Source organism: Paraburkholderia sp. BL9I2N2, from assembly GCF_004339745.1.
Classification (GTDB): Bacteria; Pseudomonadota; Gammaproteobacteria; order Burkholderiales; family Burkholderiaceae; genus Paraburkholderia.
Genome location: NZ_SMGP01000005.1, coordinates 309891 through 336253, shown reverse-complemented (window position 1 = coordinate 336253; position 26363 = coordinate 309891). Strand labels below are relative to the sequence as shown.

Annotated in this window: 20 protein-coding genes and 1 pseudogene; 14 read left to right on the top strand and 7 right to left on the bottom strand. The window is 61.2% G+C overall.

The annotated features are described in order from the left end of the window. Positions 1–39: 39 nt before the first annotated feature. Positions 40–756 carry a glutathione S-transferase C-terminal domain-containing protein gene (locus B0G74_RS43135; protein ID WP_132383814.1) on the bottom strand — a complete coding sequence of 239 codons (717 nt, stop codon included), beginning with the start codon at positions 754–756 and terminating at the stop codon, positions 40–42. 199 nt (positions 757–955) lie between these two features. Next, the gene (locus B0G74_RS43130) at positions 956–1978 is read right to left on the bottom strand and encodes an SGNH/GDSL hydrolase family protein (protein WP_132383813.1); all 1023 of its coding nucleotides are present in this window, start codon (positions 1976–1978) and stop codon (positions 956–958) included. Between the two features lie 324 nt (positions 1979–2302). On the opposite strand from B0G74_RS43130, the gene B0G74_RS43125 reads away from it, so the two are divergent. The 4 genes and pseudogenes from B0G74_RS43125 (at position 2303) to B0G74_RS43110 (ending at position 7462) form a co-directional block, all read left to right on the top strand. Next, positions 2303–3217: a LysR substrate-binding domain-containing protein gene (locus tag B0G74_RS43125; RefSeq protein ID WP_132383812.1), complete on the top strand. Its 915-nt coding sequence runs from the start codon at positions 2303–2305 to the stop codon at positions 3215–3217. Positions 3218–3398: 181 nt separating this feature from the next. Beyond that, positions 3399–4688 carry a dicarboxylate/amino acid:cation symporter gene (locus B0G74_RS43120; protein ID WP_132383811.1) on the top strand — a complete coding sequence of 430 codons (1290 nt, stop codon included), beginning with the start codon at positions 3399–3401 and terminating at the stop codon, positions 4686–4688. Beyond that, positions 4685–6184, top strand: a complete 1500-nt coding sequence (locus B0G74_RS43115) for an amino acid racemase (RefSeq protein WP_132383810.1) — start codon at positions 4685–4687, stop codon at positions 6182–6184. The genes B0G74_RS43120 and B0G74_RS43115 overlap by 4 nt, the downstream gene beginning before the upstream one ends. Positions 6185–6297: 113 nt before the next feature. Continuing rightward, positions 6298–7462 (top strand): annotated as a pseudogene (locus B0G74_RS43110) (asparaginase). A 79-nt stretch (positions 7463–7541) separates the two neighbouring features. Here B0G74_RS43110 and B0G74_RS43105 read toward each other — a convergent pair. Both B0G74_RS43105 and B0G74_RS43095 read right to left on the bottom strand, forming a co-directional pair. Beyond that, a complete protein-coding gene (locus tag B0G74_RS43105; protein ID WP_132383809.1) occupies positions 7542–8129 on the bottom strand; it encodes a hypothetical protein in 588 nt (195 codons plus the stop codon). 583 nt (positions 8130–8712) lie between these two features. Then, on the bottom strand, positions 8713–9102 hold the full coding sequence (locus B0G74_RS43095; protein ID WP_132383808.1) for a hypothetical protein: 390 nt from the start codon (positions 9100–9102) through the stop codon (positions 8713–8715). A gap of 465 nt (positions 9103–9567) precedes the next feature. On the opposite strand from B0G74_RS43095, the gene oxlT reads away from it, so the two are divergent. The 8 genes from oxlT to B0G74_RS43055 all read left to right on the top strand — a co-directional run bounded on the left by oxlT (position 9568) and on the right by B0G74_RS43055 (position 19541). Continuing rightward, positions 9568–10899, top strand: coding sequence for an oxalate/formate MFS antiporter (gene oxlT / locus B0G74_RS43090; RefSeq protein ID WP_132383806.1), 1332 nt, complete (start codon positions 9568–9570; stop codon positions 10897–10899). Between the two features lie 64 nt (positions 10900–10963). Continuing rightward, positions 10964–12706, top strand: a complete 1743-nt coding sequence (gene oxc / locus B0G74_RS43085; RefSeq protein ID WP_132383804.1) for an oxalyl-CoA decarboxylase — start codon at positions 10964–10966, stop codon at positions 12704–12706. A 25-nt stretch (positions 12707–12731) separates the two neighbouring features. After that, positions 12732–13982, top strand: coding sequence for a formyl-CoA transferase (gene frc, locus B0G74_RS43080; RefSeq protein WP_132383802.1), 1251 nt, complete (start codon positions 12732–12734; stop codon positions 13980–13982). A 104-nt stretch (positions 13983–14086) separates the two neighbouring features. Further along, the gene (locus tag B0G74_RS43075; protein WP_132383800.1) at positions 14087–14518 is read left to right on the top strand and encodes a PAS domain-containing protein; all 432 of its coding nucleotides are present in this window, start codon (positions 14087–14089) and stop codon (positions 14516–14518) included. 102 nt (positions 14519–14620) lie between these two features. Then, complete coding sequence (locus B0G74_RS43070; RefSeq protein ID WP_132383799.1) at positions 14621–15547, top strand: LysR family transcriptional regulator; 927 nt, start codon at positions 14621–14623, stop codon at positions 15545–15547. A 355-nt stretch (positions 15548–15902) separates the two neighbouring features. Then, entirely contained in the window at positions 15903–17120 is a 1218-nt protein-coding gene (locus B0G74_RS43065; protein ID WP_132383797.1) for a YbfB/YjiJ family MFS transporter, read from the top strand. 49 nt (positions 17121–17169) lie between these two features. Continuing rightward, positions 17170–18273: a nitronate monooxygenase gene (locus tag B0G74_RS43060; protein ID WP_132383795.1), complete on the top strand. Its 1104-nt coding sequence runs from the start codon at positions 17170–17172 to the stop codon at positions 18271–18273. After that, positions 18270–19541, top strand: a complete 1272-nt coding sequence (locus B0G74_RS43055; protein WP_132383793.1) for an MFS transporter — start codon at positions 18270–18272, stop codon at positions 19539–19541. The genes B0G74_RS43060 and B0G74_RS43055 overlap by 4 nt, the downstream gene beginning before the upstream one ends. Positions 19542–19559: 18 nt before the next feature. Here B0G74_RS43055 and pstS (B0G74_RS43050) read toward each other — a convergent pair whose 3' ends face one another. Further along, on the bottom strand, positions 19560–20594 hold the full coding sequence (gene pstS / locus B0G74_RS43050; RefSeq protein WP_132383791.1) for a phosphate ABC transporter substrate-binding protein PstS: 1035 nt from the start codon (positions 20592–20594) through the stop codon (positions 19560–19562). A 608-nt stretch (positions 20595–21202) separates the two neighbouring features. Between pstS (B0G74_RS43050) and B0G74_RS43045 the strand changes: the two genes are divergently transcribed. After that, complete coding sequence (locus tag B0G74_RS43045) at positions 21203–22021, top strand: CHAD domain-containing protein (protein ID WP_243658582.1); 819 nt, start codon at positions 21203–21205, stop codon at positions 22019–22021. 52 nt (positions 22022–22073) lie between these two features. Here the strand turns inward: B0G74_RS43045 and B0G74_RS43040 are convergent, their stop codons facing one another. Continuing rightward, a complete protein-coding gene (locus B0G74_RS43040) occupies positions 22074–23111 on the bottom strand; it encodes a transporter (protein WP_132383787.1) in 1038 nt (345 codons plus the stop codon). Positions 23112–23409: 298 nt separating this feature from the next. Between B0G74_RS43040 and pstS (B0G74_RS43035) the strand changes: the two genes are divergently transcribed. After that, positions 23410–24450 (top strand): phosphate ABC transporter substrate-binding protein PstS, encoded by a 1041-nt coding sequence (gene pstS, locus B0G74_RS43035; protein WP_279388652.1) that lies wholly within the window; start codon positions 23410–23412, stop codon positions 24448–24450. Positions 24451–24522: 72 nt separating this feature from the next. On the opposite strand, the gene B0G74_RS47265 is transcribed toward pstS (B0G74_RS43035), so the two are convergent. Beyond that, on the bottom strand, positions 24523–26070 hold the full coding sequence (locus B0G74_RS47265) for a chromosome partitioning protein ParA (protein WP_243658589.1): 1548 nt from the start codon (positions 26068–26070) through the stop codon (positions 24523–24525). Positions 26071–26363 lie beyond the last annotated feature (293 nt).

The following is a 26363-nucleotide window of genomic DNA, read 5'->3' as shown; positions in this document are numbered from 1 at the left end:
CTTAATCGACCATTTTGCCGAGTTGCCCATTCGCCCACCTCAAGGGGATACCCGCACACGTAGCTCGATGTTGATCCGCTCATGAATGGCCTCGCAATGACGAACGAGCGCGGGACGCGAGAGCACGTACTGTTTCAGCGGCGTGTCGATCTCGTAGAAGTAGATATTGGCGACAAAGCCATAGATCGCCGCGTCGACGGTGGCAGGCTCGGGTCCAAAAACAAATCCGTCGTCGCCGAGCAGATCCGCCACGACACGCAGATCGTCGATACCTCTCGCATAGACCTGCTCCGTCTCATAGCGGCCAATGCCTTGATAGTGATACCGCAACCGGTTGTATTCGCGCGCGGCTTCGAGATCGCTCGCGCTCACGTCTGCGTGCGTTGCGAGAATGGCGTCGCGGAAAGACGGCCAGAAGCGGTCGTCGCGCCAGCGTGAAAAGCTCATCGGCCAATACAGGTCGTCGAGCGTTCGCCGGACCAGAAAGTCGAGATTCAATTGCCCCGGCGAGAGCGCGTGGTCGATGCCTGGATCGTATCGACGCTTTAAATGCGCGATGATCCGGTCGCTATCGCCAATCGTTTCTTCGCCATCGACCAGATACGGTAACTGTCCGCGCGGTGCAAGGCTCGTGTCGAGGATGTGACGATGCTCGAAATCCATCCCGCACAGACGCATGAACGCGAATACCTTGAGACCGAAGGGATTGTTGTCGGCGACGCCAAACAGGTCGGGATACGAATACAGCGTCAGCATGAGGCGCTCCTCGCCAGGGGCCGTCACTCTACGCGGAAGCCGCTACTGCGGCGCGCGGAAGTAAGCGGGTACGATGCTCCCAAGCTTACTCGACTCGCGGCTGAACGTCATGTAATCGGCGTGTGCGTCTCGTGCGCGCGCGAAGACGATATCGACGTGATCGGCTTTTTCTCGAGGCGCCGTACACAAGCTCCCGAACTCAGTGACCCAGACCGCTCTTGGCGAGTTGCTGCTCCACGAACTGGGCGAACAGTGAATGCAAATGTGTCGTCGGATGAAGGTCGTCGGCAAACATGTACGTCTGGTCCGCGTTAGAGCTCACGTACGTAGGCGGCGAGCACAGCAAGGACGTATTATTGGGCGTTTTCTTGGGGTCGCAGGCCTGCGCCGTGTTCGAAACGGTGAAGCCATTGGCCTGAAAGTTCGCGATGATCCCGTTCAACCACGTGTAGGCATCGATCTGGATGACTTTCGCTTGCAGGCCACCGGTCTGCAACGCGGTGTTCAGGGTATCGTTGAACAGTTGCGATAACTGGGTCAAGTTGGCCCCGCCATCGGACGACGTGATGCCGTCCGGCGAGAGTCCGACATTCGGAAGATTGACAACCACGACGTGCACACCGCCGTTCTGGACGATCTGCCCGATTATCTGAGCGAGGGTGTTGGCCGCCGTCTGCACGGTCGGCGCCGCAGCCGGCAGCGGCCCGGCGCGAAGCACGTCGTTCGCGCCCGCCCAGACGAGCACCAGTTGATTGGCGTTAAAGCTGCTGTGCGCGGCCAGATAGCTCGAAACCTGCTGATTGACAGGCATTTCGACGTTGCCGATCACCGCAGTCAGAAAATCGGATTGGTTTGCCGGCGTCGCTACCGTGGCGCCGCCTTCCGCATAGCCGAGGCCGCCCTGCGCACTGAGCTTATGCGTGATGTCGATCGTGTATGCGGCCTTTAGCGTGTCGCCGTAGTACTGCGCGACATTCTGAGTCCACACTTGTCCGGGATTCGTCGTGAAACGCCCGCCGCCGACCGCGCTTGCGAGCGGCGCGTAGGTGCCGACGTCGGAAAGACTGTCGCCGAACGAGACGATTTGCAGATTGACGCCGCCTGCCGGTGTGGCTGCGCTGCCGCTATTATTCGAGTCGCCTCCGTGCCCGCCACACGCCGCGAGCAGTGAGATCGCCACGGCAAAAATTGCAGCGCGTACCTTGTCATTTATTCCATGCATCGCAGCGTCTCCCTAACCGGCCGGAGAGCTGTGGCCGCTTTGCGGCTTAACCGCGCGTCGCTCTCCCGATAAGCACTCCATTCAAGCAAAAAGCGTGCGCTGTCGCAGTTGGCGTTGCCGGGTTGTCATGCACGCTCTCGAGAGCGGCGGACGACATGAAGCAGTTACGGCGAGTACGACCGTCGTCAATTAAAGGATTCCATATCAATTCAGCGCCGGGATTTTCCGCATGCGCCTCATGACTTATCGGACACATCTGCCAGCGTAGAATCACACACTCACTTCGAAACACGCGCTCCCTATTACACACAAAACGGATCCGACATGGAAATCAAGTGGATCGAGGACTTCATCGCACTCTCCCAGTATCAAAGCTTCTCGCGCGCGGCGGAGTTCCGCAATGTCACCCAGTCAGGGTTCAGCAGGCGCATTCAGTCGCTTGAGCAGTGGGTGGGCGCGGACCTGATCGACCGCAGCAGTTTCCCTCCGACGCTGACGCCAGCCGGGCAACTGTTTCGTGAGGCGGCGGTCGACATATTGGGCAAGCTGTTCGATACGCGAGCCATCATTCGCATCGATCAACGCATGGCCGGCAAAGGCTTGCAGATTGCTGCGGGCCATACAATCGCGCTGAGTTTCCTGCCCGCCTGGTTGAAGGCGCTGACGGCACGTTTCGGTGAGGTCCGTGCCCGCGTGATACCCACTAATGTCCACGACTCCATTCTGATGCTCGTGAACGGCAACTGCGAACTGATGTTCGCCTATCATCACCCGGAGCTTCCCCTTCATCTCGACCCGATCAGGTATGAGCATGTCACCGTCGGCGTCGATGTACTGCTGCCAGTCTGCCGGCCAAATCCACGTGGTGCGCCCATCTTCCGGTTGCCGGGAACAGCGGCCCGTCCATTGCCGTTGATTTCGTATACAGAAACCAGCTATTTCGGCCGCTGCCTAGCACTGCTTTTGAGCCGGGTCGACACGACGCCGGCTTTGCGGCCTCATTACGAGTCCGATATGGCGGAGGTCCTCAAGAAACTGGTCCTGGAAGGTGAAGGAGTCGCGTGGCTTCCCAAAAGCTCGATCGTCACCGAACTCGACTCGGGCGAGCTGGTGCTCGCGGGCCGCGACACATGGAATCTTGAAGTCGAACTTCGCGCCTACCGTGATGCGTCGAATCGCAATGAGTTTCTCGACACGCTCTGGCGCCACCTTCGCGCCGCGTCACCTGCGATCGATTAGGGGTTATCCCGCGTTATGCGAGTTTCGCATATCCCCATGCAGGACCCGCATCGAGTCTTTTTCGATCATCTCTATCATCCGTCCATACACAGAAACGTCGCGTCTCTAACGACGTTTTTGCCTCCTGCCAGCGTACTGCGGTCACGTCTGACCCTTATGCGCATCCCTCGGAATGATGGAAATGAAAAACCGCCTAACTTTCTATATTGTGGTCGGCATGGCGCTCGGCGTGATTGTCGGCTACGTGTGCCACCGGAGCGCCGCCGGTGCTGCGGAAGCGAAGACCATCGCCGGTTACTTCTCGATCATCACCGATATCTTCTTGCGGCTCGTGAAGATGATCATCGCGCCGCTCGTCTTCGCCACGCTGGTGTCCGGCCTCGCGGGCATGGAAGGGACGAGCGACGTGCGCAGAATCGGGCTCAGGTCGGTGGGATGGTTCGTGTGCGCCTCGCTGTTCTCGCTCGCGCTCGGACTCGTCCTTGCGAACGCGCTGCAACCCGGCGCGGGACTGCATATGACGCAGACCAGTTCCGATGTGGCCACTGGCCTCAACACCGCGGGTCTGAACTTCAAGGACTTCGTCACGCATGCGTTTCCCTCCAGCATCATCGATGCGATGGCTCGAAATGACATCCTGCAGATCCTCGTCTTTTCGGTCCTGTTCGGCGTCGTCCTGAGCGCCATCAAAAAGGACCCGCGTGTCACACCGCTGATCGCCGCCATCGATGCGCTCGTACCCACCATGCTGAAGCTGACCGACTATGTGATGCGGCTCGCTCCCATCGGTGTTTTCGGCGCCCTGGCATCCGCGATTACGGTGAACGGCCTGGATGTGCTGGCCACGTACGGCAAGCTCGTCGGCAGCTTCTATCTCGGTCTCGTCACGCTGTGGATCGTCCTCATCCTCGTCGGTCATGTCTTTCTGGGCAAGTCGATCTGGAAGTTGCTAAAAGCCGTCCGGGAACCCGCCATGCTCGCCTTCTCGACTGCGAGCAGCGAGGCCGCTTATCCGCGTCTGACCGAGAAGCTCGAAGCGTTCGGTATCGACAAGAAAGTCGTCGGCTTTACATTGCCGCTTGGCTACGCATTCAATCTCGATGGCTCGATGATGTACCAGGCTTTTGCCGCGATTTTCATTGCGCAGGCGTTCGGCATCGACATGCCGCTCAGCGCGCAAATCATGATGTTGCTGGTCCTGATGTTGAGCAGCAAGGGAATGGCCGGCGTCGCAAGAGGTTCCGTGGTGGTGGTCGCCGCTGTTGCGCCGATGTTTCACCTGCCCCCGTCCGGCGTGGTGCTGATCCTCGCTATCGATCAGATTCTCGATATGGGGCGAACCGCCACGAACGTGATTGGCAACAGCATCGCGACGGCCGTTATTGCGAAGTGGGAAGCGAAGCGGGCCGTCAAGCAGTTCGCCGATGGTGACCGCGTTGCCTTGGGACAACTGCAAGGCGAGACGAAATGATCAGCGCAAGCGTGCTGAGCGGGAAGAAGTTCGGCGTGGTGGGCGGACTGGGCCCACTGGCGAGTGCCGACGTCTTTTTCAAGCTCGTCAAATCGACGCCCGCGTCGAGCGATGCGGAACACGTCGACGTCATCTTCGAACAGCATCCCTTTGGCGGCGCGGTCACGGGTAGCGAAGCGACGACTCAGCGCAAGCTGTACATCTTCGACATGATCAGCAGTTTCGAGAAGCGAGGCGTGACGACCGTCGTACTCCCGTGCTTTCTCAGCCATACGTTCATCGATGAGTTGAAGGCTAACTCGCCCCTGCAGATTGTCGACATGGTCGAAGCCGTGCGCAGCCATGTTCGCAGAAAATTTCCGACTGCGCGGCGAATCGGCGTGCTGACCTCGGACTACACCCGTCGAAAAGGATTGTTTGAGAAGTATTTCGCGGCACCGGAATTTGAAATCATTCATCCCCGTCCACGTGACGGCGTCGACCTCATCACCGAAGCGGTCTACGGCGCGAACGGCGTCAAGAGCGGAAACCTGTCCGGCCGGCCCGTTGCGCTTCTGCGCGAGGCGTGCGAGGACCTCATTGCGCAAGGCGCCAATATCATTGTGCCGGGCATGACCGAGGTCGCACTCGTGGCCGGGGAAATGGGTGCTTTCCGAGTGCCACTGATCGATTCGAATCTTGCCTATGCGCAGTACGTGATAGCGGGCGATTACGGTTCGCCCGAATCAATCTTCAAGGTAGGCGTGGTGGGTGGGGTTGGGCCCGCGGCTACCGTGGACTTCATGCAGAAGATCGTACGCAACACGCCGGCGAATCGCGACCAGGACCATATCAGGCTTCTGATTGAACAGAATCCCCAGATTCCCGATCGCACGGAAAACCTGATCGGTGACGGGCCCGACCCGACTATTTCGCTTTACGCGACCTGCAAGAAGCTCGAGTCGGGCGACGCGGACCTCATCGCTATTCCGTGTAACACCGCGCATGCATTTGTCGAACGCATTCAGCCGTATCTCGGCATACCAATCGTCAATATGTTGACGGTGACGGTCCGCCATCTCCGCGAGACGTTTCCGCTGCTTCGTTCCGTCGGCGTGCTGGCAACTTCGGGCACGATCGCAAGCGGCGTCTACGAGAAGGCTCTTGAATCAGGAGGATTGCAGCAAATCGTGCCTCGCGCGGATTTGCAGGCGCGGGTGATGGAAGCGATTTACGGCAAGGAAGGCGTGAAAGCGGGATTTACCACCGGGCAGTGCCTGGACGATGTCTGCGCCGCCATTGACGGGCTCATTGCGGAAGGCGTCGAAGTGATCATCCTGGGATGCACCGAGTTGCCGCTTTTATTGCCGCAGAAGAGTTTCGTCGGCAAGACCGGCATGCGCGTCAGTCTGGTCGACCCGACCGATGTCCTGGCACAGCAATGCGTGGCCCTGGCAACGGCGGCCGCGGAACGGCCCACTACCCGATCGGAACACTCACCCGGTCAAATTCGCTGACTAACGCGACATACCAACGAACACAGTAGACGCCTGTAGAAAGTAGTACTGCCTGATGACGTCGACATGCGACGTCTTTCTTTGCGCTGTTAAATCCTTATAGGACACTGGACATGAACACCAAGACTACCCTTCAACAGGCTGCCTGTCTGCGTAAGTCGAGCACAACGCTAGCCGCTGTGCTTCTGGTATGCGCTGGTTCCTTGTACGGCACCAGCGTTTGGGCTGCGGACACCACCTCTGAAAACGCGGCCGCTACCGATGCGGCAAGCCCGGCCGCCGCCTCGCCGCGGATTCTCGTTTTGGCGACCGGCGGCACGATTGCCGGCACAGCCGACCCGCGTTCGGCCATTGGCTACAACTCGGGCAACGTCAAAGGTCAGGAACTGGTTCGGGCGGTTCCAGGCATTGAGAAACTCGGGAGCATCACCTCTGAGCAGATATCCAATGTCGGATCGCAGGAAATGAACGACGAGATCTGGTTCCGGCTCGCGCGCCGCATCCAGGAGGCCTTCGATCGAAATGAAGCGGATGGGATCGTGATCACCCACGGCACGGATACGATGGAAGAAACGGCATTCTTTCTGCAAAACGTCGTGCGCTCGGATAAGCCGGTGATTCTGGTGGGGTCGATGCGGCCGGGGCGGATCGACGAGCGCGGATGGCCCCAACAATCTCTACGAAGCCGCGGAAGTAGCAGCGAGTCCGAAAGCGCGAGGTCGAGGTGTGATGGTGGTCATGAATGATCAGATCCACGGGCCGCGCTGGATTACCAAGACCAACACGACAGCCGTGCAGACTTTTGCTTCGCCGAACGCGGGTGTGATCGGCTATGTCGATCCGGCCAGCATTCGTTTCGTCGCGCCCGCGCCTGCTCTTGCCTCAACACGCGATACCCTTGCCTTGCCGGCAAATGGCCGTCTACCGCGTGTGGAAATCGTCTATGCGCACAGCAACATGGACGGAGCGCAGATCGATCACGCTATTGCCGATGGAGCCAAAGGTATCGTGCTGGCGGGCGAAGGCGATGGCGATGCATCCAAGGAGGCGCTGGCTGCCCTCGACCGGGCGGCGAAAAAGGGCATCGTGGTTGTCCGCTCGACGCGCGTGATGTCGGGGTTCGTCAACAGAAACGTGGAAGTCGAGGACGACAAGCGCGGTTTCGTCGTCTCGCTCGATCTGAATCCACAAAAGGCACGCTTGCTCACCCAGTTGTTGATCGCGAACGGTACGACCAATCCCGCCAAAGTCCAACAGGCGTTCTCCGGCACGTTTTGACGGGGTGCGCGGCACGAGTCAATCTTGGACGGCCAAGCGGCCGTCTTCGATTGGCGAGCCGTGACAGCCAATCCACTCGTTAGTCTCGCGCCCTGTCGATCGCGCTGACAGCCAACTCCCGCGCAAGGTCCGCGTACAGTTCGGCCCACTTGCCTATCAAACTGGGATCGTCGGTCAGGAAAAGCGGGTGTTCGGCCCAGGCGCTGACGTCCGCACCTTTCCAGGCCATTTCGAATATCCGCAACTCCTCATCCTCGCTGACGCCGACGTCGACCAGTTCGCCGAACGAGGCGAGGTTGGACAGCGACACCTCATGGGCCGCAATGCCGTGGATAGCACCCAGCGCGCCGGTCGCCCGCTTTCGAGCATCGTCGCGGCCACCGGCAAACAGGAACACGATGCTTTCGTCGTGCGCGTTATTGAATACCGCCCGATACAGCGAGGTTTTGCAGCGATAGCTCAGTTGCGTGCCCATGGTTGCCCCCGGTTCCGAAAACTGTTCGTCGTTTTGCTCCGCCGCCTGGGTCCCGCTGATTGGCGTCTCCAAACGCTGCTGCCGGTCGCGGTATCTGTCGCTGCTCCAGTACAGGTAAATACCGCACACGACCAGGCAGGCCACCGCGAGAATCCCGACGCCCCCAAGTATCGCCAGATCCGCATGCGTCATTTTCAGGCCTCCTCTAGTCTCGCGCGTGCCTCGCCCGCCATTTGCTGGACCATGCCGGCACGCCATCTATCAGAATACGGCGGCCCCGCTCGACTTTTTAAACCGTCCCACGCACGAAGCGGACGTGGGTGGCGAAGAATCGGTCCGCTCGCACCGCCGGCATGGCCATGATCCGCGAGCGTAGGGACGATGCTTCGAGTATCTGATGGGAGTTGTTATTGATCAACAGAGCACACCTCTCTATTGACCAATCGGCCCCGCTATAGGACGCTATTAGGCTAACGGCAGTGCACCAGACGGCTGTCACGCCCGCTCCGATCTTCCGTAACTGCGCCTCCGCATACGCCAGGCCCAGGTCGCGGCAACAAAGTCTAGCGGCTCCTTTTGCAGTTCAGCCGCGATGAAGTCGACAAATGCGCGACCCGCCAGACGGGTGGCTCGGTCACCAGCCTCGTCTACGATGTAAAGACAGGCCATATCGAAACGGTCGTTCCTTCTGCACCGCTGCGGCCCGACTCGGCTCGATGAACGTCAACAAAGCTCGGCGGCATGCGCAAGCTCTCGCACATGCCGTCCACCGCATCTACACACCCGCCAGCGCCGGCAGATCCACCTCATACGAAACGCGTTCGCGCCAGCTACTCATCTCTGGCTGATGAACCACGCGACTCTGACGCGGCGCGCTTTCGACACGTCTCGGCAATGGCGCCGGATAACGCGCACGTTTCTTCTCCAGAATGGCCTGGCTCAAAAACTCAGCGCTATAGGCTTTTAACAAGTGCGCATGATGCGCTTCGATATAAGCGGCAATCTGCGCCTGTTCGCCTTCGATCATGGCCAGTAATGCCAGCGTCTGCGCATCCCAACGAAAGCGCAGGCCGAGTTCGTCGAAAGCGGCGTTATAGGCGCACAGCTGCGCCCGGATTTCGGCATGGTGCGCGCTGTCGCCAGCGTCGAATTGCAAGGGGTTCATGGTCGTCTCCATCAGGCAGGTGGCATGACCAAAGAGTAGAAGAGCTCATGAATAAACAATAGTTAAAGTTTTTTCGAAAAACGATAGTGCTTTGTTTATATATTGGTTTACCCCAAGTAGCCTCAGCGGCCAGATCCGCGCACTTAAACAGTGGGGCGTCGCCCTCAATCAAGCCATGGCTAAGGGCGACAGTCCATCCATTAGGAATACCTAATGCAAACCATAAAATGTTTTAACTTTTACTTATTACTGTTCTCGCGCAGCATCCCCTCAGACGCGCTGCACGACCTATTGCCTCTCACCCGGCGGTTTTTGCGTTTGACGGGTAAGGGTTTTCGTTAGTGCAGCTCCCTCTGGCCGACCATTGGCGCCTCGTTGCCCGCAAACTTAGCGGCGATGAAGCGGTTCGATCACGTAGGTCCAACGCGCCGCTTGAGCGCGACGGAATATACAGGAGACGGAGACATGGGCTATTCCAGTGCATCGGAAAGAGGCCGTACTGCATTCACGCATCACCGCTGGGTGCAACTCGCGATCGGCATTGTGTGCATGGGACTCGTCGCGAACCTGCAATATGCGTGGACGCTGTTCGTCGTACCGATGGACAACGCCCACCATTGGGGACAAGCGGCGATCCAGACCGCGTTCACGATCTTCATCGTCACCGAAACCTGGCTCGTGCCCGTCGAAGGCTGGCTCGTCGATAAGTTCGGGCCGCGCCCGGTCGTAATCGGCGGCTCGCTGTGCGCGGCGCTCGGCTGGATCATCGACGCGCATGCGAGCAGTCTCGCCGCGCTGTATGTCGCGGCAGTCATCGCCGGGATCGGCGCGGGCTGCGTGTACGGCACCTGCGTCGGCACGGCGCTCAAATGGTTTCCGGACAAGCGCGGTCTCGCGGCTGGTTTGACCGCGGCAGGTTTTGGCGCCGGCGCGGCCGTCACCGTGATTCCGATCGCCGACATGATCCAGCGTTCCGGCTACCAGCACACGTTCATGTTCTTCGGCATTTTCCAGGGCGTCTGCATTCTCCTGCTCGCCACCATGCTGATCCGGCCGAAGCCGCCCGCAACCGCTGTGGCCGCTAAACGCATCGTCGCTAGCAAGATAGACTACACGCCAGGCGAGATGATCCGTTCGCCACTCTTCTGGGTGCTGTATCTGATGTTCGTATTCGTCGCGGCCGGCGGCATCATCGCGACCGCGCAGCTCGGGCCGATTGCGAAGGAATACGGCTTTGCCAAGCTGCCTGTGAATCTGATGGGCATCACGCTGCCGCTCCTCACGATGACACTGTCTATCGACAACCTGTGCAACGGCTTCACCCGTCCCTTGTGCGGCTTTCTGTCGGACCGCATCGGCCGGGAAAACACGATGTTCATGATCTTTCTCGGCGAAGGCGTCGCACTGCTAGGACTCATGCAGTTCGGCCATAACCCGTACGCCTTCATGTTCTTCGCGGCCGCCGTGTTCCTGTGCTGGGGCGAAATCTTCTCGATCTTCCCGGCGACCTGCGCGGACACGTTCGGCAGCAAATACGCCGCAGCCAACGCGGGAACGCTTTACACCGCGAAGGGCACGGCATCGATGCTGGTACCGCTTGCATCGGTGCTGTCGGTGAACGGCGGATGGAGCACCGTGTTCATCTCGGCCGCCGTGGTGTCGATCGCGGCAGCCGTGTCCGCAAAGTTCATCCTCGCCCCCATGAGAAAGCGCTGGATCGAAAACTCAGGCGCGCCGACCAGCGTGGTCATCGCTGAGGCAAGGCTGCAGCCGTCGTCCGGCGGCACGCCTGATTGACTGACCACGTGAGCGCACCGCTCGCAACAAACCACACAACGCCCCGCCACCAAGGAGAGATGTCATGGCAGAAGCCGACCAGCCCACAACAGACGAAACGTCGACACAACAGGCGACCGAGACGACCGACGGATTCCATCTCGTCATCGACGCGCTGAAACTGAACGACATCAACACCATCTTTGGCCTGGTCGGCATCCCGATCACCGACCTGGCGCGGCTTGCCCAAGCCGAAGGCATGCGTTTCATCGGCTTTCGCCATGAACAGCACGCAGGCAATGCGGCGGCCATTTCCGGTTACATGACGAAGAAGCCGGGCATCTGCCTGACGGTGTCGGCACCCGGCTTTCTGAATGGACTGACCGCACTCGCCAACGCGACCACCAACTGCTTCCCGATGATCCTGATCAGCGGTTCGAGCGAGCGCGAAATCGTCGACCTGCAGCAGGGCGACTACGAAGAGATGGATCAGTTGAATGCGGCCAAGCCGTACGCGAAGGCCGCGTATCGCGTGCTGCATGCGGAAGATATCGGCATCGGCGTGGCGCGGGCAGTCCGGGCTGCGGTGTCGGGCCGCCCGGGCGGCGTGTATCTGGACTTGCCTGCCAAACTGCTCGCGCAAACGCTGGACGCCGTGAAAGCGCAGCAATCGCTGGTGCGCGTGATCGACGCCGCGCCGCGTCAGTTGCCCGCACCGGAGTCGGTCAAGCGCGCAATCGATGTGCTGAAGAGCGCCAAGCGTCCGCTGATCCTGCTCGGCAAGGGCGCGGCGTACGCGCAGGCCGACGCGGAGATTCGCGCGTTCGTCGAACAAAGCGGCATTCCGTATCTGCCGATGTCGATGGCCAAGGGCCTGTTGCCCGATACGCACGAGCAATCGGCGTCGGCGGCTCGTTCGTTCGTGCTGCAGGAAGCCGATGTCGTCGTGTTGATCGGCGCGCGTCTGAACTGGTTGCTCTCGCATGGCAAGGGCAAAACGTGGGGCGCCGAGCCGAAGAAGTTCGTCCAGATCGACATCTCGCCGACGGAAATCGACAGCAACGTCGCGATTGCCGCGCCGGTGATCGGCGATATCGGCTCGTGCGTGGCGGCGCTGCGCGAAGGCATCGATGCGAGCTACACGAAGCCGAGCGCCGAGTGGACCGGCGCGATCGCCGAGCGCAAGAACAAGAACCTCGCCAAGATGGCCGCGACGCTCGACAAGAATCCGTCGCCGATGAATTTCCACAGCGCGTTGCGCGCGATCCGCGACGTGCTGAAGACGCGCCCGGACATCAACGTCGTCAATGAAGGCGCGAACACGCTCGACTACGCGCGCAGCATCATCGACATGTACGAGCCGCGCAAGCGCTTCGATTCGGGCACGTGGGGAATCATGGGCATCGGCATGGGCTTCGCGATCGGCGCGGCGGTGACGAGCGGCAAACCGGTTGTAGCGATCGAAGGCGACAGCGCGTTTGGCTTCAGCGGCATGGAACTCGAAACCATCTGCCGATACGACCTGCCGGTCTGCACGATCGTCTTCAACAACAACGGCGTGTATCGCGGCACCGACGTGAACCCGACTGGCGGCAAGGACGTCGCGCCGACCGTGTTCGTGAAGAACGCGCGCTACGACAAGATGATCGAGGCATTCGGCGGCATCGGCTATCACGCGACCACGCCCGAGGAATTGACGAAGGCGCTGCTCGAATCGATCGCTTCGGGCAAGCCGAGCCTGATCAATGCCGTCATCGACGAAGCGGCCGGCACCGAAAGCGGCCGACTGACCAATTTGAATCCGCAAAGCGCGGCAATGAAAAAGTAGTCTGGGCAACCACGGAGATTTCAACATGAGCAAACCTCTCGAAGGCATCAGGATCATCGACTTCACGCACGTTCAGGCGGGCCCCGCATGCACGCAGTTGCTCGCCTGGTTCGGCGCGGACGTCATCAAGGTTGAACGGCCGGGTTCCGGCGACGTGACGCGCAATCAGTTACGCGATATCCCCGATGCGGACGCGCTGTACTTCACGATGCTCAACAGCAACAAGAAGTCGCTCACGCTGGACACGAAAAAACCCGAAGGCAAAGAGGTGCTCGAAAAGCTGATCCGCGAATCGGATGTGCTGGTCGAGAATTTCGGCCCGGGCGCGTTGGACCGGATGGGCTTTTCGTGGGAACGGCTGAACGAACTCAACCCGAAGATGATCGTCGCCTCGGTGAAGGGCTTCAGCGACGGCCACCACTACGACGACCTGAAGGTCTACGAAAACGTTGCGCAATGCGCAGGCGGCGCGGCCTCCACCACCGGCTTCTGGGACGGCCCGCCGACCATCAGCGCCGCGGCGCTCGGCGATAGCAACACCGGCATGCATCTGGCCATTGGCATTCTGACTGCATTGCTGGGACGCGACAAAACCGGCAAGGGCCAGAAAGTCGCCGTGTCGATGCAGGACAGCGTGCTCAACCTGTGCCGCGTGAAACTGCGCGACCAGCAGCGGCTGGAGCGTGTCGGCTACCTCGAGGAATATCCGCAGTATCCGCACGGCGAATTCAGCGATGTGGTGCCGCGCGGCGGCAATGCGGGCGGCGGCGGCCAGCCGGGTTGGGTGCTCAAGTGCAAGGGCTGGGAAACGGATCCGAACGCTTACATCTACTTCACGATCCAGGGCCACGCGTGGGAACCGATTTGCAAAGCGCTCGGCAAGCCCGAGTGGATCGATGACCCGGCCTATAAGACGGCGGAAGCACGTCAACCGCATATCTTCGACATCTTCAAAACGATCGAAGGCTGGCTTGCCGACAAGACCAAGTTCGAAGCGGTCGACATCCTGCGCAAGTTCGACATTCCGTGCGCACCGGTGCTGACCATGAAGGAACTGGCCAACGATCCCTCGCTGCGCGCGAGCGGCACGATTGTCGAAGTGCCGCACAAGAAACGCGGCTCGTATCTGACTGTCGGCAGCCCGATCAAGTTTTCGGATATGAAGCCGGAAATCACCGCCTCGCCGCTGCTGGGCGAACACACGGAAGAAGTGCTCGCGAGCCTCGGCTACAGCAAGCAGGACATTTTCAACCTGCGCGAAGTGAAAGCGGTTTAAATGGTGCTATGCAAGGCCGGGTATAAGCCCGGCCTTGCCGATGCGGCGTCCCTGGCGGCGCCGTATTCTATTGAGCATTCGTGTTTTCACATTGGGGGAGCGCCATGCAGCACGCCATCGACTTCCAGCAACTTGCCAACGCAATCGGCGACGCGATCATCATTTCAGACGCCCGCGGCAGCATCACATTCTGGAACCCCGCGGCTGAACGCATGTTCGGCTTCACGCAAAGCGAGGCGCTCGGCAACTCGCTGGACCTGATCATCCCGGAACGTCTGCGCGGCCGCCATTGGGACGGCTATCAGAAGACCATGGCAACAGGCGAAACCCGCTATGGCAACGACGTGCTGCGCGTCCCCGCCGTGCACAAGGACGGGCGCTCGCTGTCGATTGCCTTCACGGTCGCCTTGCTGCACTCGCCGACAAACGAACTCACCGGCATCGTCGCAGTGATCCGCGACGAAACCAGCCGCTTCCAGGAGGATCGCCTGCTGCGCAAACGGCTTGCCGAACTGGAGGCATCCGCCGGCGCGTGAGCGTGTCGTCGCCCCAGTCCTTCGCCGTTCCCGCCGTCGTCTTGCCGTCCGTCGCTGTAGACTCTGCCAGATCGCGTTTTCAATCACACCGGATCAGGCAACATGGACCGCATCGACGCAATGAAGGTGTTCGTCGCCACGCTCGACGAAGGGAGCCTGGCCGGCGCGAGCCGTCGGCTCGGCCGCTCGCCCGCCGCGGTTAGCCGCGCCATTGCGTTCCTGGAAGAACATGTCGGCACGGCCCTGCTGCATCGCACGACACGCACGATCAAACTGAGCGAAGCCGGCGAGCGATATGCCGCCGCCTGCCGGCGCATTCTCACCGATCTCGAAGAGGCCGATCTGCTGATCGCCGGCGAGCGCTCCGCGCCGCGCGGGCTGCTCACGATCACCGCACCGGTGGCCGCCGGCCAGGACATGCTGCAGCCGATCATCGACGAATTCGTCGACCGCTATCCGGCGGTCTCGGTGCGCCTGAATATGCTCGACCGCCCGGTGAGCCTGATTGACGAAGGGATGGATCTGGCGTTGCGCATCGCCCATCTGCCCGATTCGACGCTGGTGGCGATCCCCGTCGGCGAAGTGCGGCGGGTCGTTGCCGCGTCGCCTCGCTACCTGGCGAAGCACCCGCCAATCACCGAACCTGCCGATCTGGCCCAGCATCAGATCATCTCCATGACCCACTTCGGCCTGGATTCGTGGAGCTTTCCGCCGCCGAACGGCTCGACGATTCCGCGCGTCGTGCAATTCACGCCCCGCTTTATCGTCAACAGTATTCAGGCAGCCGTGGCCTCGGCGGTCGCGGGACACGGCGTCACTCGCATGTTTTCCTACCACGTCGCCGAACAGGTCAAGGACGGCTCGCTCAAGATCGTCCTGAGCGACAACGAGCCCGCTCCGCTGCCGGTCCACCTGCTGACACCGCACGGGCGCCTTGCCGTGCCCAAGGTGCGCGCGTTCGTCGATTTCGCTGCGCCGCGCCTGCGCCAGCATTTCACCCAATCCCAGCGGATTACCACGCGAAATTGAATCGTTTCGCGGAAGAATGTCTACCGTGCCGCGTGGATTCTCTCTTCAATCGGTTCAATCTAGACTTAGTCCCATCGAGATCACCTAGCGCAAGCGGTCGGCCGTCCCGGCGAGTTCACTGACACGACCGACGCCGAGCTCGATTTGAATCGGCAATCTTCGCAACGGGCAAACATCCCGCATGTGGACGGCGGCCACAGCGCCGGCGCCTCCGGCATCGCTCGTCCCATGGCGAGGCATTCCGCATTCAGTTTGCAATCCTCATGAGAGGCATTGCAAGTCGTGACCTTCGTACCTATCGTGTCGAGCCCGCCAGCAAGACGAGTCGACACGCAACCGAACAGTGGAGGCAGTGATGCAACGTGCAGTCGTCAACGAACCGATCCCGCCGGCGTTCAATGTCTGGCGCGGTACGCTGGCAGGAGCCAGCGCGAGCCTTGTCGGTATCGGCCTCGCGCGCTTTGCTTATACCCCGTTATTGCCGGCGATCGTCAGCGCGCACTGGTTTCCGGCGTCGACCGCTGCCTATCTCGGCGCGGCCAATCTCGGCGGCTATCTGGCGGGCGCGCTCGCAGGCGGTTGGCTGGCGCGGCGTTTCGACGCCACGTTCGTTCTGCGCGCGATGATGCTGCTCGTGACCGTCGCGTTCGTCGCCTGCGCCTTTCCGGTTTCGTTTCTCTGGTTCTTCGGCTGGCGCTTCGCATCCGGCCTGGCGGGCGGCGCGCTGATGGTGCTCGCCGCGCCGACCGTCCTCGCGCACGTCACCCCATCGCGCAAGGGCTTTGCGAGCGGTGCGATCTTCAGCGGCATTGGTCTTGGCATCGCGGCCTCCGGGACGATCGTGCCGATACTGCTGCGTCAGGGCCTGATGCAAACGTGGCTGGGACTTGCCGCGATCTCCCTCGCGCTGACGGCCGTCGCGTGGAACGGCTGGCCCGGCCGAGGCGAATCCGCCGTGCAGCACAGGGCGCATCACCGGGGGCATGGCCGGTCTTATCCGGCTGCATCGATGCGCGCGCTCTACACCGAGTATGCGTTGAACGCCGTGGGGCTCGTTCCGCACATGATCTTTCTGGTCGATTTCGTCGCACGCGGCCTCGGCAAGGGCCTCGATGCCGGCGCGCAATATTGGGTGCTGTTTGGACTCGGGGCGATTGTGGGCCCGTTGCTGAGTGGTCATCTGGCTGACCGTACCGGGTTCGGTCCGGCGCTGCGCGTGGCCTATCTCCTGCAGATCGTCGCGGTCGCGTTGCCGGCTGTCGTGCGCGGACCTGCGGCACTGATCGTGTCGAGCGTCGTAGTCGGCGCGTTCGTGCCGGGCATCGTCGCGCTCGTGCTCGGCAGGGTCAATGAATTGCTCGCCCATCATCCGGCTGCCCAGAAAGGCGCCTGGAGCGCGGCGACCACCAGTTTCGCCGTCTTGCAGGCCGTCGCGGCGTATGGCTTGTCGTTTCTGTTCGCGCACGACGGCGGCAACTACGCGACGCTGTTCGTGATCGGCGCGGCGTCTTTGGCGCTTGCTCTGGCGGTGGATCTGTTCGCGGCGCTTCGCTTCGGTTCGAAGCAAGCCTAGCCACTCCGCTCCAGGCGTTTCTATCCACTACTCGAACTGTGAAAACCCCATGACCTCCGATATCCGCTTTCTGCAAGCACTTGGCGTGCAACATCCCATCATTCAGGCGCCGATGGCAGGCATCTCGACGCCCGCACTGGCCGCCGCGGTTTCCAATGCCGGCGCGCTCGGCTCGATCGCCGTGGGTGCGAGCACCGCGCAGCAAGCGCGTGAACTGATCGTCGCGACACGCGCCCTCACGAGCAAGCCGTTCAATGTCAACGTGTTCTGCCATCGGCCGGCGCACAGCGATCCGCTTCGCGAAGCGACCTGGCTTGCGCATCTGCAGCCGCTGTTCGCCGAGTTCGGCGCCAGAACACCCGCTGCGCTCAAGGAGATTTACACGAGCTTTGTAGTCGACGAGGCACTGCTGCAAGTGCTGATCGAAGAGCGTCCCGCTATCGTCAGTTTCCATTTCGGGCTGCCATCGCGCGAATGGATCAATGAACTGCATCGCGCCGGCATTCTGCTGTTCGGTTGCGCGACCACGCCGCACGAGGCCATGCAGATCGAGCAGGCCGGACTCGATGCGATCGTCGCACAAGGTGCGGAAGCAGGCGGTCACCGTGGCGTTTTCAATCCGGACGATGACGCGATGATCGGCACCCTGGCACTGGTCAGGCTGATCGCAAAACAGTCGACGCTGCCGGTCATCGCCGCAGGCGGCATCATGGACGGTCAAAGCATTGCCGGCGCATTGCTCCTCGGCGCTCGCGCCGTGCAGATGGGCACCGCGTTCGTGCTGTGTCCCGAATCGGGCGCGGATGCCGCCTACCGGAGCGCACTGACCACCCAACGCGCGTACCGGACGGCCGTGACGGCCGCGATCTCCGGCCGCCCGGCACGTGGACTGAGCAACCGGTTGTTTACCGACGTCGGCTCGCCGGACGCGCCGCCGCTGCCGGACTATCCGATTGCATATGACGCCGCCAAGGCGCTGAACGCCGCGGCCCGCGCAAAGGGCAGCACCGAATTTGCCGTCCAATGGGCCGGTCAGGGCGCGCCGCTCGCGAGAGCATTGCCTGCGGCGGAGCTGGTTGCCACGTTGGTGAGCGAACTTGCCGAAGCAGAGGGCCGGTCACGCTCGCAGTCATTTGCCGGGACGACGATATGAACACCCCTCCACAAGTTTCACTGCCGTCCGCTCAGGCAACGCGCAGTCTCGATTATTCCGCTCGACATGAGCGTTACTGGCGCCGCAATCTGGCCGTGTGCGTATTCGGCTCGTTCACCACGCTCGTCAGCCTGAGCATGCTGCTGCCGTTCTTGCCCATCTACGTCCAGCAACTCGGTGTGCAGTCGCAGTCCGCCGTCATCCAGTGGTCGGGAATCGCGTTCGGCGCCACGTTTTTTGGAACTGCGATCACCGCGCCCGTGTGGGGACGGCTTGCCGATCGTTATGGCCGCAAACCGATGCTGGTGCGCGCGGCCGTCGGCATGGCGGTGGTGATGTCCTTGATCGGTATTGCGCACAACGTGCATCAGCTCGTCGTCCTGCGCTTGCTCGCGGGCCTGGTGGGCGGCTACTCGTCGGCGTCGACGGTGATGGTCGGCACACAGGCGCCGAAGGAACGCGCGGGCTGGGCGCTGGGCGTGCTGTCGACGGGCGCGCTGGCCGGTAATCTGATCGGGCCGCTCGTCGGCGGATTCTTGCCGGGCTGGCTCGGCATTCGCGGCACGTTCTTCGCCGGCGGCGCCATGATCGCGGTGGCCGCGTTGCTCACGATTTTCGTCGTCAAGGAAGATTTCGACCCGGCCACTCATTCCAGCCGACGTCCCGCCGAGCACGCACCGGCGAGCACGCATCGCAGCAACTATCCGGTGATCGCCGCGTTGCTCGTCACTGCGATGATGGTGCTGCTCGCCAACATGTCGATCGAGCCCGTCATCACGGTTTATGTCGGCAGTCTCGGCGTGCCGTCGCTTCATCTGGCGCGCGTGGCGGGTATCGTGATGGCCTGTTCGGCGTTCGGCAGCATGCTCACGGCGGCGCGCCTCGGCGCCTTGGCCGATCGGATCGGCAGCTGGAACGTGATCGTCGCTTGCCTGGTGTTGACCGGTCTGGTGATGATTCCGCAAGCGTTCGTTCACGTGTGGTGGCAACTGGCGGGATTACGCGCGCTGATGGGCATGACACTGGCCGGTCTCCTGCCTGCGATTGCCAAACTGGCCCGGCATGCGGTCGAAGAGCACAAGACCGGTCAGATGCTCGGTTACCTGCAGTCGGCGCAATTCAGCGGACAGGTCGTCGGTCCGATTATCGGCGGCGTGATCGCTGTTCATCTCGGGCTGCATTCCGTGTTCTTCGTCACGGGCTCGTTGCTGGTGGCGTGCGCCGCGCTTGCGCAGTGGGCGCGGACACGTCAGCAAGCGGTAGCTTGAGCGAAGAGTCAGTTCTCGTCATTGGCCCGCGACGGTTTTACCCGACGGATTCTTTACCCTCGCGTGCAATTGAGTGCGAATCTCGCTCGCGACCGCCGGCGGCAGCGGAATATAGTCCAGGTCCTCCGCCGCCTGGTTGCCGTTCGTCAGCGCCCAGTCGAGGAACCTCAGTGTTTCCTCGCCACGCTCCGGTTTGGCCTGCGTACTGTGAACCAATATATAGGTCGCGCCGACGACAGGCCACGCGTTCGCGCCCGACTCGTTGGTCAAGATCGGAAAGAGCGATTTGGACCAGTCGGCACTCGCGGCGGCGGCCTTGAATGTTTCCGGTCCAGGCTGAACCACGGCACCCGAGGCATTATCCATGGCCGCGTACGACATATGATTCTGCTTCGTAAAATCCCACGCAACGTAGCCGATCGCGCCGGGCAGATGCTGCACGAAGGTGGCCACTCCTTCGTTGCCTCTTCCGCCTATTCCGCGCGGCCAGCGCACTGAAGTCCCCTCGCCGACTTTGCTCTTCCATTCAGGGCTGACCTGCGCGAGAAAGTGCGTCCAGATCAGCGTCGTACCTGAACCGTCGAGCCGACGGACCACAGCGATAGGCGTGTCGGGCAGCTTGATCGTGGGATTGATGGCGGCAATGGCCGGAGCATTCCAACTGATGATTTTGCCCAAATAGATATCTCCCAGCACACGCCCGGAGAGAATCAGTTCGCCGGGCTTGATACCAGGCAGATTGATGACCGGCACGATACCGCCGATCACCGTTGGAAACTGGAGCAGGCCATTTTTCGCCAGCTCGCCGTCGCTCAACGGTGCGTCCGACCCGGCGAAATCGACCTGGCTGACCATGATTTGCTTTAACCCTTCCGTCGACCCGACACCGCGATAGCTCACCGTCCCGCCGCCCGCACGCTGGTAGGCGCTGGCCCATTTCGTATAAATCGGCGCGGCGAAGGTGCTGCCGGCGCCGGTGATGTCGGCGCTGTGCGCGGCGACCGTCAATAAAGCGCCGGCCATACCGGCCAACAATGTTTGTGTATAGCTCACGAAAGACCTCACTCGGAATTGTTGTCAAAGCTCATGAAGTGAAGCTCGCCGGGTAACGACGCGTGGCCTGAAGAAACTATTGTCTGGCGGGCTCTTTTAAACTTTCTATTTCCACCGGTTTGTCGTCGCGCTGCGGTGTGCCAACTGAAAATAGGACAACCGCGGCGCTGAAAAACTAACTCTCCTCATTACAGGACGGTGAAGGTCAGGAGGCAAATTGAATCGCTCTATCACCACGGCATGGAAATGACTCGTCATTCCGATTCGCCATGTTGGACAGCCCAACCTCTCCGTTCAAGCGAAAGTTCGTTGGATAGTCGCGTGGAATTCGCTTCGAGCATAGTGCCGGCATGGCCCTCGAAATTTTTACGTTGTAGGATGGGTATCGCAGTTTGCTAAGTGACGTGGCACGCGGTACCTTACGTTCACCTCACTTCCGTCCGCTTTGGGAACTCACGCAACTCGAGCCGATGAACTCCACACCTCATACGCGTGATACCGCATCTGCATCTGCACAAGAGCGGACCTCGGATAATCCCGGCAAACGCGCCGGCACGGCTTCGCCGGACATGTCGCCGGCCGTGGCGTTTTCGACGCTGGCCGCGCCAATGGTCGCGCAGGTGGCGCAACGCATCGGCACCCTGTGCGTCAGTGCCGACCCGGAAAGTCTGCACAAACTACGTGTTGCGCTGCGTCGACTGCGTTCGCTGTGGTGGGCCTACGATCCGCTCATCGACAGATCGCAGGCAAGATGGCAGCGGCGCGAATTCAAGGCGCTCGCCGATTCCGCCGGACAGACGCGTGACTGGGATATCCTGAAACACTTACTGGCGGAAGACGCGCCGACGCCGCATTCTTTTGCGGTGCTCATCGAAAGAGTCGACCTCTTGCGCGGTGAAGCGCTTTTGCGCAGTCGCGCAACGATCGCCGCCGCAAACGTCGAAGCCATGCTCGCGCAACGAATAGCGGGCGTGATGCTGCAACTCGACGCCTGCTCGTTTGACGAACCGCTTGCGGTATTCGCCGCGAACCGTGTTGCGAAGGCCAAGCGCGCGCTGCGAAAACGGATGGAGCGTGTGCTTAGGAATCCCGACGCCGTATACGCAGAGGTCCACGCAGTCCGAATCGCAGGGAAAAAGATGCGCTATCTGTTGGAGTTTTTCGCGCCTCTACTCGAAAGCGGGAACGAGATCGGCGTCGTAGAGCTCACGCAATTGCAGGACGAGCTAGGAAAACTCAACGACATCGTTTCCAGTGAAGCGCTGCTCCTCGAGCATACAACTCAGCTTGGTGGGCGCGGCGTTGTAGAAGATGCGATAGCACATTTGAGGCATCGCAAAGGCGACCACATGCAACGTGCCGACGCACTGTTACGCGCGTTCAGCGACACGTTTGCCGGCGAGTGTCCCGACGCCGGCATGCGCTGACGGTATCGCGTGCGCAGCCGTTATTGCTGAAGTCGGACGCAACACTTCGCCACTACCGTTCCCTGCGTCGACGAAATGCCCACCATCCCGCGAGGCCCGTAAAACCGGCGACGAGTAACACCATTACCCAGAAGCCGTGCCGGTTTTCAGCGAGCGGAATACCGCCCACATTCATGCCGAAAAAACCCGCGACGATATTGATCGGCATCGCCAGAACCGTCACCAGTGTGAGCGTGAACAGCGTACGGTTGTTCTGCTCTTCGAGGCGGGAAATGATCTCCTCCTGCAACAGCCTGACCCGTTCGATCAACCCGGCCACATCCGAGAGCACCACGGAGAACTCTTCCGTCGACTCGCGCAGGTCCTGCACGTCCTCCGAATGCAGCCAGCGCGGCGGCCTTGCGAGCAGACGGAAGATCGCGCCGGGCTCAGGCGCGAGCATGCGCTGCAAGCGCGTCAGCATACGACGCATCGCGCCCAGATCGATCCGGTTCTGCGTCGGCCGCTGCGACAGGAACCGGTCCTCGATCCGATCGACGTCGGCGCTGGTTCGCCGGACGATCTGCACCAACAGGTCCGCCTGATCATGCATCAGGTGAACCAGCAATTCCGCCGGAGACCGGAATACCTCGCCTTCCCGAACGGATGCGCGCAATCGGTCGACCGAACGCAGCGGTTTGAGACGCGCAGTCACGATGATCCGCTGATTCGCGTAAATCCACAGCGTCGCAATCTCAGAAGGGATGAACTCCAGATTGAACATGACGTCGTTTACGACCGCGCGTAGCGCGCCGTCCGCATGTTCGATACGTGTGGAGTGCGAGCCTTCGCGCAACGCGTCGAAGAAAGTCTCGGGCAAGTCGAGCTGGGCTCTCATCCAGCGCTCGCTGGCGCTGTGCGCCAGATTGAAGTGGAGCCAGAGAAACTCGCTGCCTTCCTTCGCTGGGCCGTTCGCGTCGTGGGCCTGGAGCCATTCGGCGACTTCGTCGGCGTCGACGGAGCGTCCGGCGCGAGTCGAAGAAAACAGAAAGCCGCAGACCATGCCGGACGAGTCCGCGCCGTAGGTTTGCAGTAGCAGATCAGATCTCATAGGTCATTCATTCAGCGTTTGCTTCCCGTGCGGGATTGGCCTATCCAGCAATTTGCCGGCCGAAATCAGAACCGTGGCGATCGCCAGGAAATTCCAACTTCAGGCGCCGCACAGATTGAACCGGAATCAAAGGCCTGAGCATATCGCGGCCGATCAAAAGAAGGTTAACCCGCTAGTTTTCACGACGTCGACTTAGCGAATGCTTAAGCTTAGGCAAGCGGATCATTTAACTTGAGTAGTCACAAGAACGTCATATTTCACCCTTAAGTTGCAGCCCATCGACGGCGACCGCGTCGCCATGAGGAGTCTCACCATGAATCTCAAGCAACTTACGCTGGTTGTGTGTGCGCTGTGTGCCAGCGCCGCGCACGCCGCCGACATCACCGGCGCGGGCAGCACCTTCGCCGCGCCGATCTATACGAAATGGGCTGACGCCTATCAAAAGACCGGCGGCGGCAAGGTCAACTATCAGGGCATCGGCTCGTCGGGCGGCATCAAGCAGATCATTGCGAAGACCGTGGATTTTGCCGGCTCGGACGCCCCGCTCAAAGACGACGAACTGGCCAAGGACGGCCTGTTCCAGTTCCCGACGGTGGTCGGCGGCGTGGTCCCGGCAATCAACGTGCCGGGTGTGAAGCCTGGCGAGCTGGTGCTGTCGGGCGAAGTGCTCGGCAGCATCTATCTGGGCAAGATCAAGAAGTGGAACGATCCGGCGATCGTCGCGCTGAATCCGAAAATCAAGCTGCCGGATACCGACATCGCCGTGGTCCGCCGTGCCGATGGGTCGGGCACGAGTTTCATCTGGACCAACTATCTGTCCAAAGTGAGCCCGGAGTGGAAATCGAAAGTGGGCGAAGGCGCGACGGTGAACTGGCCGACGGGCACGGGCGGCAAGGGTAACGACGGCGTCGCCGCTTTCGTGCAGCGCCTGCCGGGCGCGATCGGCTACGTCGAATGGGCGTATGCGAAGCAGAACCACATGACCTATACCGCGCTGAAAAATGCAGCGGGCACGGTGGTCGTGCCGGCGACTGACACCTTCAAGGCCGCAGCAGCCGGCGCCGACTGGTCGAAGTCGTTCTACCAGATCCTGACGAACGAGCCGGGCAAGAACGCGTGGCCCGTGGTCGGCGCGACGTTCGTGCTGTTGCACACGACCCAGGACAAAGCACCGCAAGGCGCCGAGACGCTGAAGTTCTTCGATTGGGCATTCAAGAACGGCGGCAAGGCGGCCGACGATCTCGACTACATCTCGCTGCCGGAATCCGTGACGGCTGAAATCCGCACGCAGTGGAAACAGAAGGTGAAGGACGCGTCGGGCAAGCCGGTCGCGCCGTAAGCGTCGGACTCATGGGGCGCGCGTTGCGGGCGCGCGCCTTTCTTCATCATGCGTTTGAGCGGCCGGCACGCGTCAGGTCGTGACCTTCGACATGACCGCCGTCGCCGGATCGTAACGGTAGCCCTTCTGCGCAAGTTGGTGCGTCATCGTCGCGGCGATCAGTTTTTGCTGCATCTCTCTCGAGATCAATTCGTGGTCCGGCTTGAGCCGCTCCAGTTCGGATGAAAGCCGCCGGACGAGTGCCACTTCGCCGGTGCTGCGTGCGTCGATGAACAAGATCTTCTCGCTTGCCAGACCGAGCCGCTGTTTCAGGTCCTTTGCGTGCACGACCCACTGTTCGGCCGTGGTGCGAAGCTCGTTCATGGCCTTTGCATGAGCCTTGGCTTGCGCCGACACTTGACGTTGCAACGTCGCGACTTCCTCCGAGCTGTCGTTCTCCTCGGCGCGGGCTGCTAACTGCTGGGCGCGCTGAGTGTGTTGCGCGATAGCGGCGGCTTGCGACGCGACGCGCTGCTCCAGCTGCGCGACATGCTGTTCGGCCGCCTCCGCGCGTTCCTTCACGGCGGACGCATCCTGTGATAGCCGAGCGAGGTTGGCGCTGATCAGTGTCTTCGCCTCGGTCACGGCACTGATCTGCTCCCGCGCCTCGTCCAGTTCATGCTTGACGCGCTGGAACTCGCTGAGTTGAGCCGACGTTTCCTCGGCCCGCGCCTCGGCTGCCTCGCGCTCCGCTGTCAGCACAGCGCGGGCTTGCTCCAGTTCAGCTTCCAGTGCGGTGAGCCGCGCATGGTTCTCGTTTGCCTGCGCCTCGAAAGTTTTTGCTTGCGACGAAGCCGCTTCCAACTCCGCCGACAACCGGGCCGCTTCTTCCTGGCTGGCCTGAATGGCGCTGCTCAACTTTGCGATCTGCTGCTGGATCCGGTCGCGCTCTTCAGTGGCTCGCGCTATTTCATCGTTCTTGCTTGATATCTCTGCGGCCAACGCAGCTCTTGCCTCGCGTTCTTTGTCGAGCAAAGCCGTCGTGGCTTGCTGATCGTCAGCATGCAACGCTGCGTGCTGCGCGAGCTCTACTACACGTGCCTCCGCTGCTTGCGCGCGCGACGTAGCCGCGCTTAATTCCTCGGACAGTCGCGTCGCTTCTCCAGTCTTCGCCTGATGGGCGTCGCGCAAAGTGGCGAACTGCTGCCGCGTCTGATCGTGCTCCTCAGTCACTCGCGTTAAATCGTCGTTCCTGGCCGAGATAACCGCGGTCAACTCTTCACGTGCTTTGCGTTCCTCTGAAAGCGATGCGTTCGTCGCTGTCAGCTTGTCGTGAGCCAACGCCGCACGCTGCTCGAGTTCTTCTATACGTGCCTCTGCCGCCTGCGCGCGCGATGTCGCCGCGCTCGCTTCCTGCGACCATCGTGCCACTTCTTGCGAGTTCGCCTGATTAGCGGCGTCCAACGTTGTGACTCGCTGCAGCGCCTGATCGTGCTCCTGAGTGACTCGCGTTAACTCATTGTCCTTGCTGGAGACAAGCGAAGCCAATTCCTCGCGTGCCTTGAGTTCCAATGCAAGCAGCGCCGTCGTCTTGTTCAGGCTGTCATCTTGCAAAGACAAGCGCTGCGTGAGTTCGTCCACTCGCGCCTGTGCTTCCTGCGCTTGCGACGAGACCGCGCTTGCCTCCTGCGACTTGGCCTCATAGGCTTCGCGCAAGGTTGAGATTTCCTGCTGCGCAAAATCACGCTCTTGAGCGACTCGCGTCATTTCATCGTTCGTGACGGAGACAATCGAAGCCAATTCCTCACGTGCCTGGCGTGCTTCTTCAATCGATGCCTTTGCATCTTCCAGGCTAGCATCTTGCAACGACACACGTTGCGCGAGTTCTACCACGCGCGCCTCTGCGGCTTGCGCACGTGACGAAGCCGCGCTCG

What these genes read in the sequence shown, in the direction of transcription:
- B0G74_RS43135 (WP_132383814.1), bottom strand. Translation starts at nt 756, where the DNA reads ATGCTGACGCTGTATTCGTATCCCGACCTGTTTGGCGTCGCCGACAAC.
- B0G74_RS43130 (WP_132383813.1), bottom strand. Translation starts at nt 1,978, where the DNA reads ATGCATGGAATAAATGACAAGGTACGCGCTGCAATTTTTGCCGTGGCG.
- B0G74_RS43125 (WP_132383812.1), top strand. Translation starts at nt 2,303, where the DNA reads ATGGAAATCAAGTGGATCGAGGACTTCATCGCACTCTCCCAGTATCAA.
- B0G74_RS43120 (WP_132383811.1), top strand. Translation starts at nt 3,399, where the DNA reads ATGAAAAACCGCCTAACTTTCTATATTGTGGTCGGCATGGCGCTCGGC.
- B0G74_RS43115 (WP_132383810.1), top strand. Translation starts at nt 4,685, where the DNA reads ATGATCAGCGCAAGCGTGCTGAGCGGGAAGAAGTTCGGCGTGGTGGGC.
- B0G74_RS43105 (WP_132383809.1), bottom strand. Translation starts at nt 8,129, where the DNA reads ATGACGCATGCGGATCTGGCGATACTTGGGGGCGTCGGGATTCTCGCG.
- B0G74_RS43095 (WP_132383808.1), bottom strand. Translation starts at nt 9,102, where the DNA reads ATGAACCCCTTGCAATTCGACGCTGGCGACAGCGCGCACCATGCCGAA.
- oxlT (WP_132383806.1), top strand. Translation starts at nt 9,568, where the DNA reads ATGGGCTATTCCAGTGCATCGGAAAGAGGCCGTACTGCATTCACGCAT.
- oxc (WP_132383804.1), top strand. Translation starts at nt 10,964, where the DNA reads ATGGCAGAAGCCGACCAGCCCACAACAGACGAAACGTCGACACAACAG.
- frc (WP_132383802.1), top strand. Translation starts at nt 12,732, where the DNA reads ATGAGCAAACCTCTCGAAGGCATCAGGATCATCGACTTCACGCACGTT.
- B0G74_RS43075 (WP_132383800.1), top strand. Translation starts at nt 14,087, where the DNA reads ATGCAGCACGCCATCGACTTCCAGCAACTTGCCAACGCAATCGGCGAC.
- B0G74_RS43070 (WP_132383799.1), top strand. Translation starts at nt 14,621, where the DNA reads ATGGACCGCATCGACGCAATGAAGGTGTTCGTCGCCACGCTCGACGAA.
- B0G74_RS43065 (WP_132383797.1), top strand. Translation starts at nt 15,903, where the DNA reads ATGCAACGTGCAGTCGTCAACGAACCGATCCCGCCGGCGTTCAATGTC.
- B0G74_RS43060 (WP_132383795.1), top strand. Translation starts at nt 17,170, where the DNA reads ATGACCTCCGATATCCGCTTTCTGCAAGCACTTGGCGTGCAACATCCC.
- B0G74_RS43055 (WP_132383793.1), top strand. Translation starts at nt 18,270, where the DNA reads ATGAACACCCCTCCACAAGTTTCACTGCCGTCCGCTCAGGCAACGCGC.
- B0G74_RS43045 (WP_243658582.1), top strand. Translation starts at nt 21,203, where the DNA reads ATGGTCGCGCAGGTGGCGCAACGCATCGGCACCCTGTGCGTCAGTGCC.
- B0G74_RS43040 (WP_132383787.1), bottom strand. Translation starts at nt 23,111, where the DNA reads ATGAGATCTGATCTGCTACTGCAAACCTACGGCGCGGACTCGTCCGGC.
- pstS (WP_279388652.1), top strand. Translation starts at nt 23,410, where the DNA reads ATGAGGAGTCTCACCATGAATCTCAAGCAACTTACGCTGGTTGTGTGT.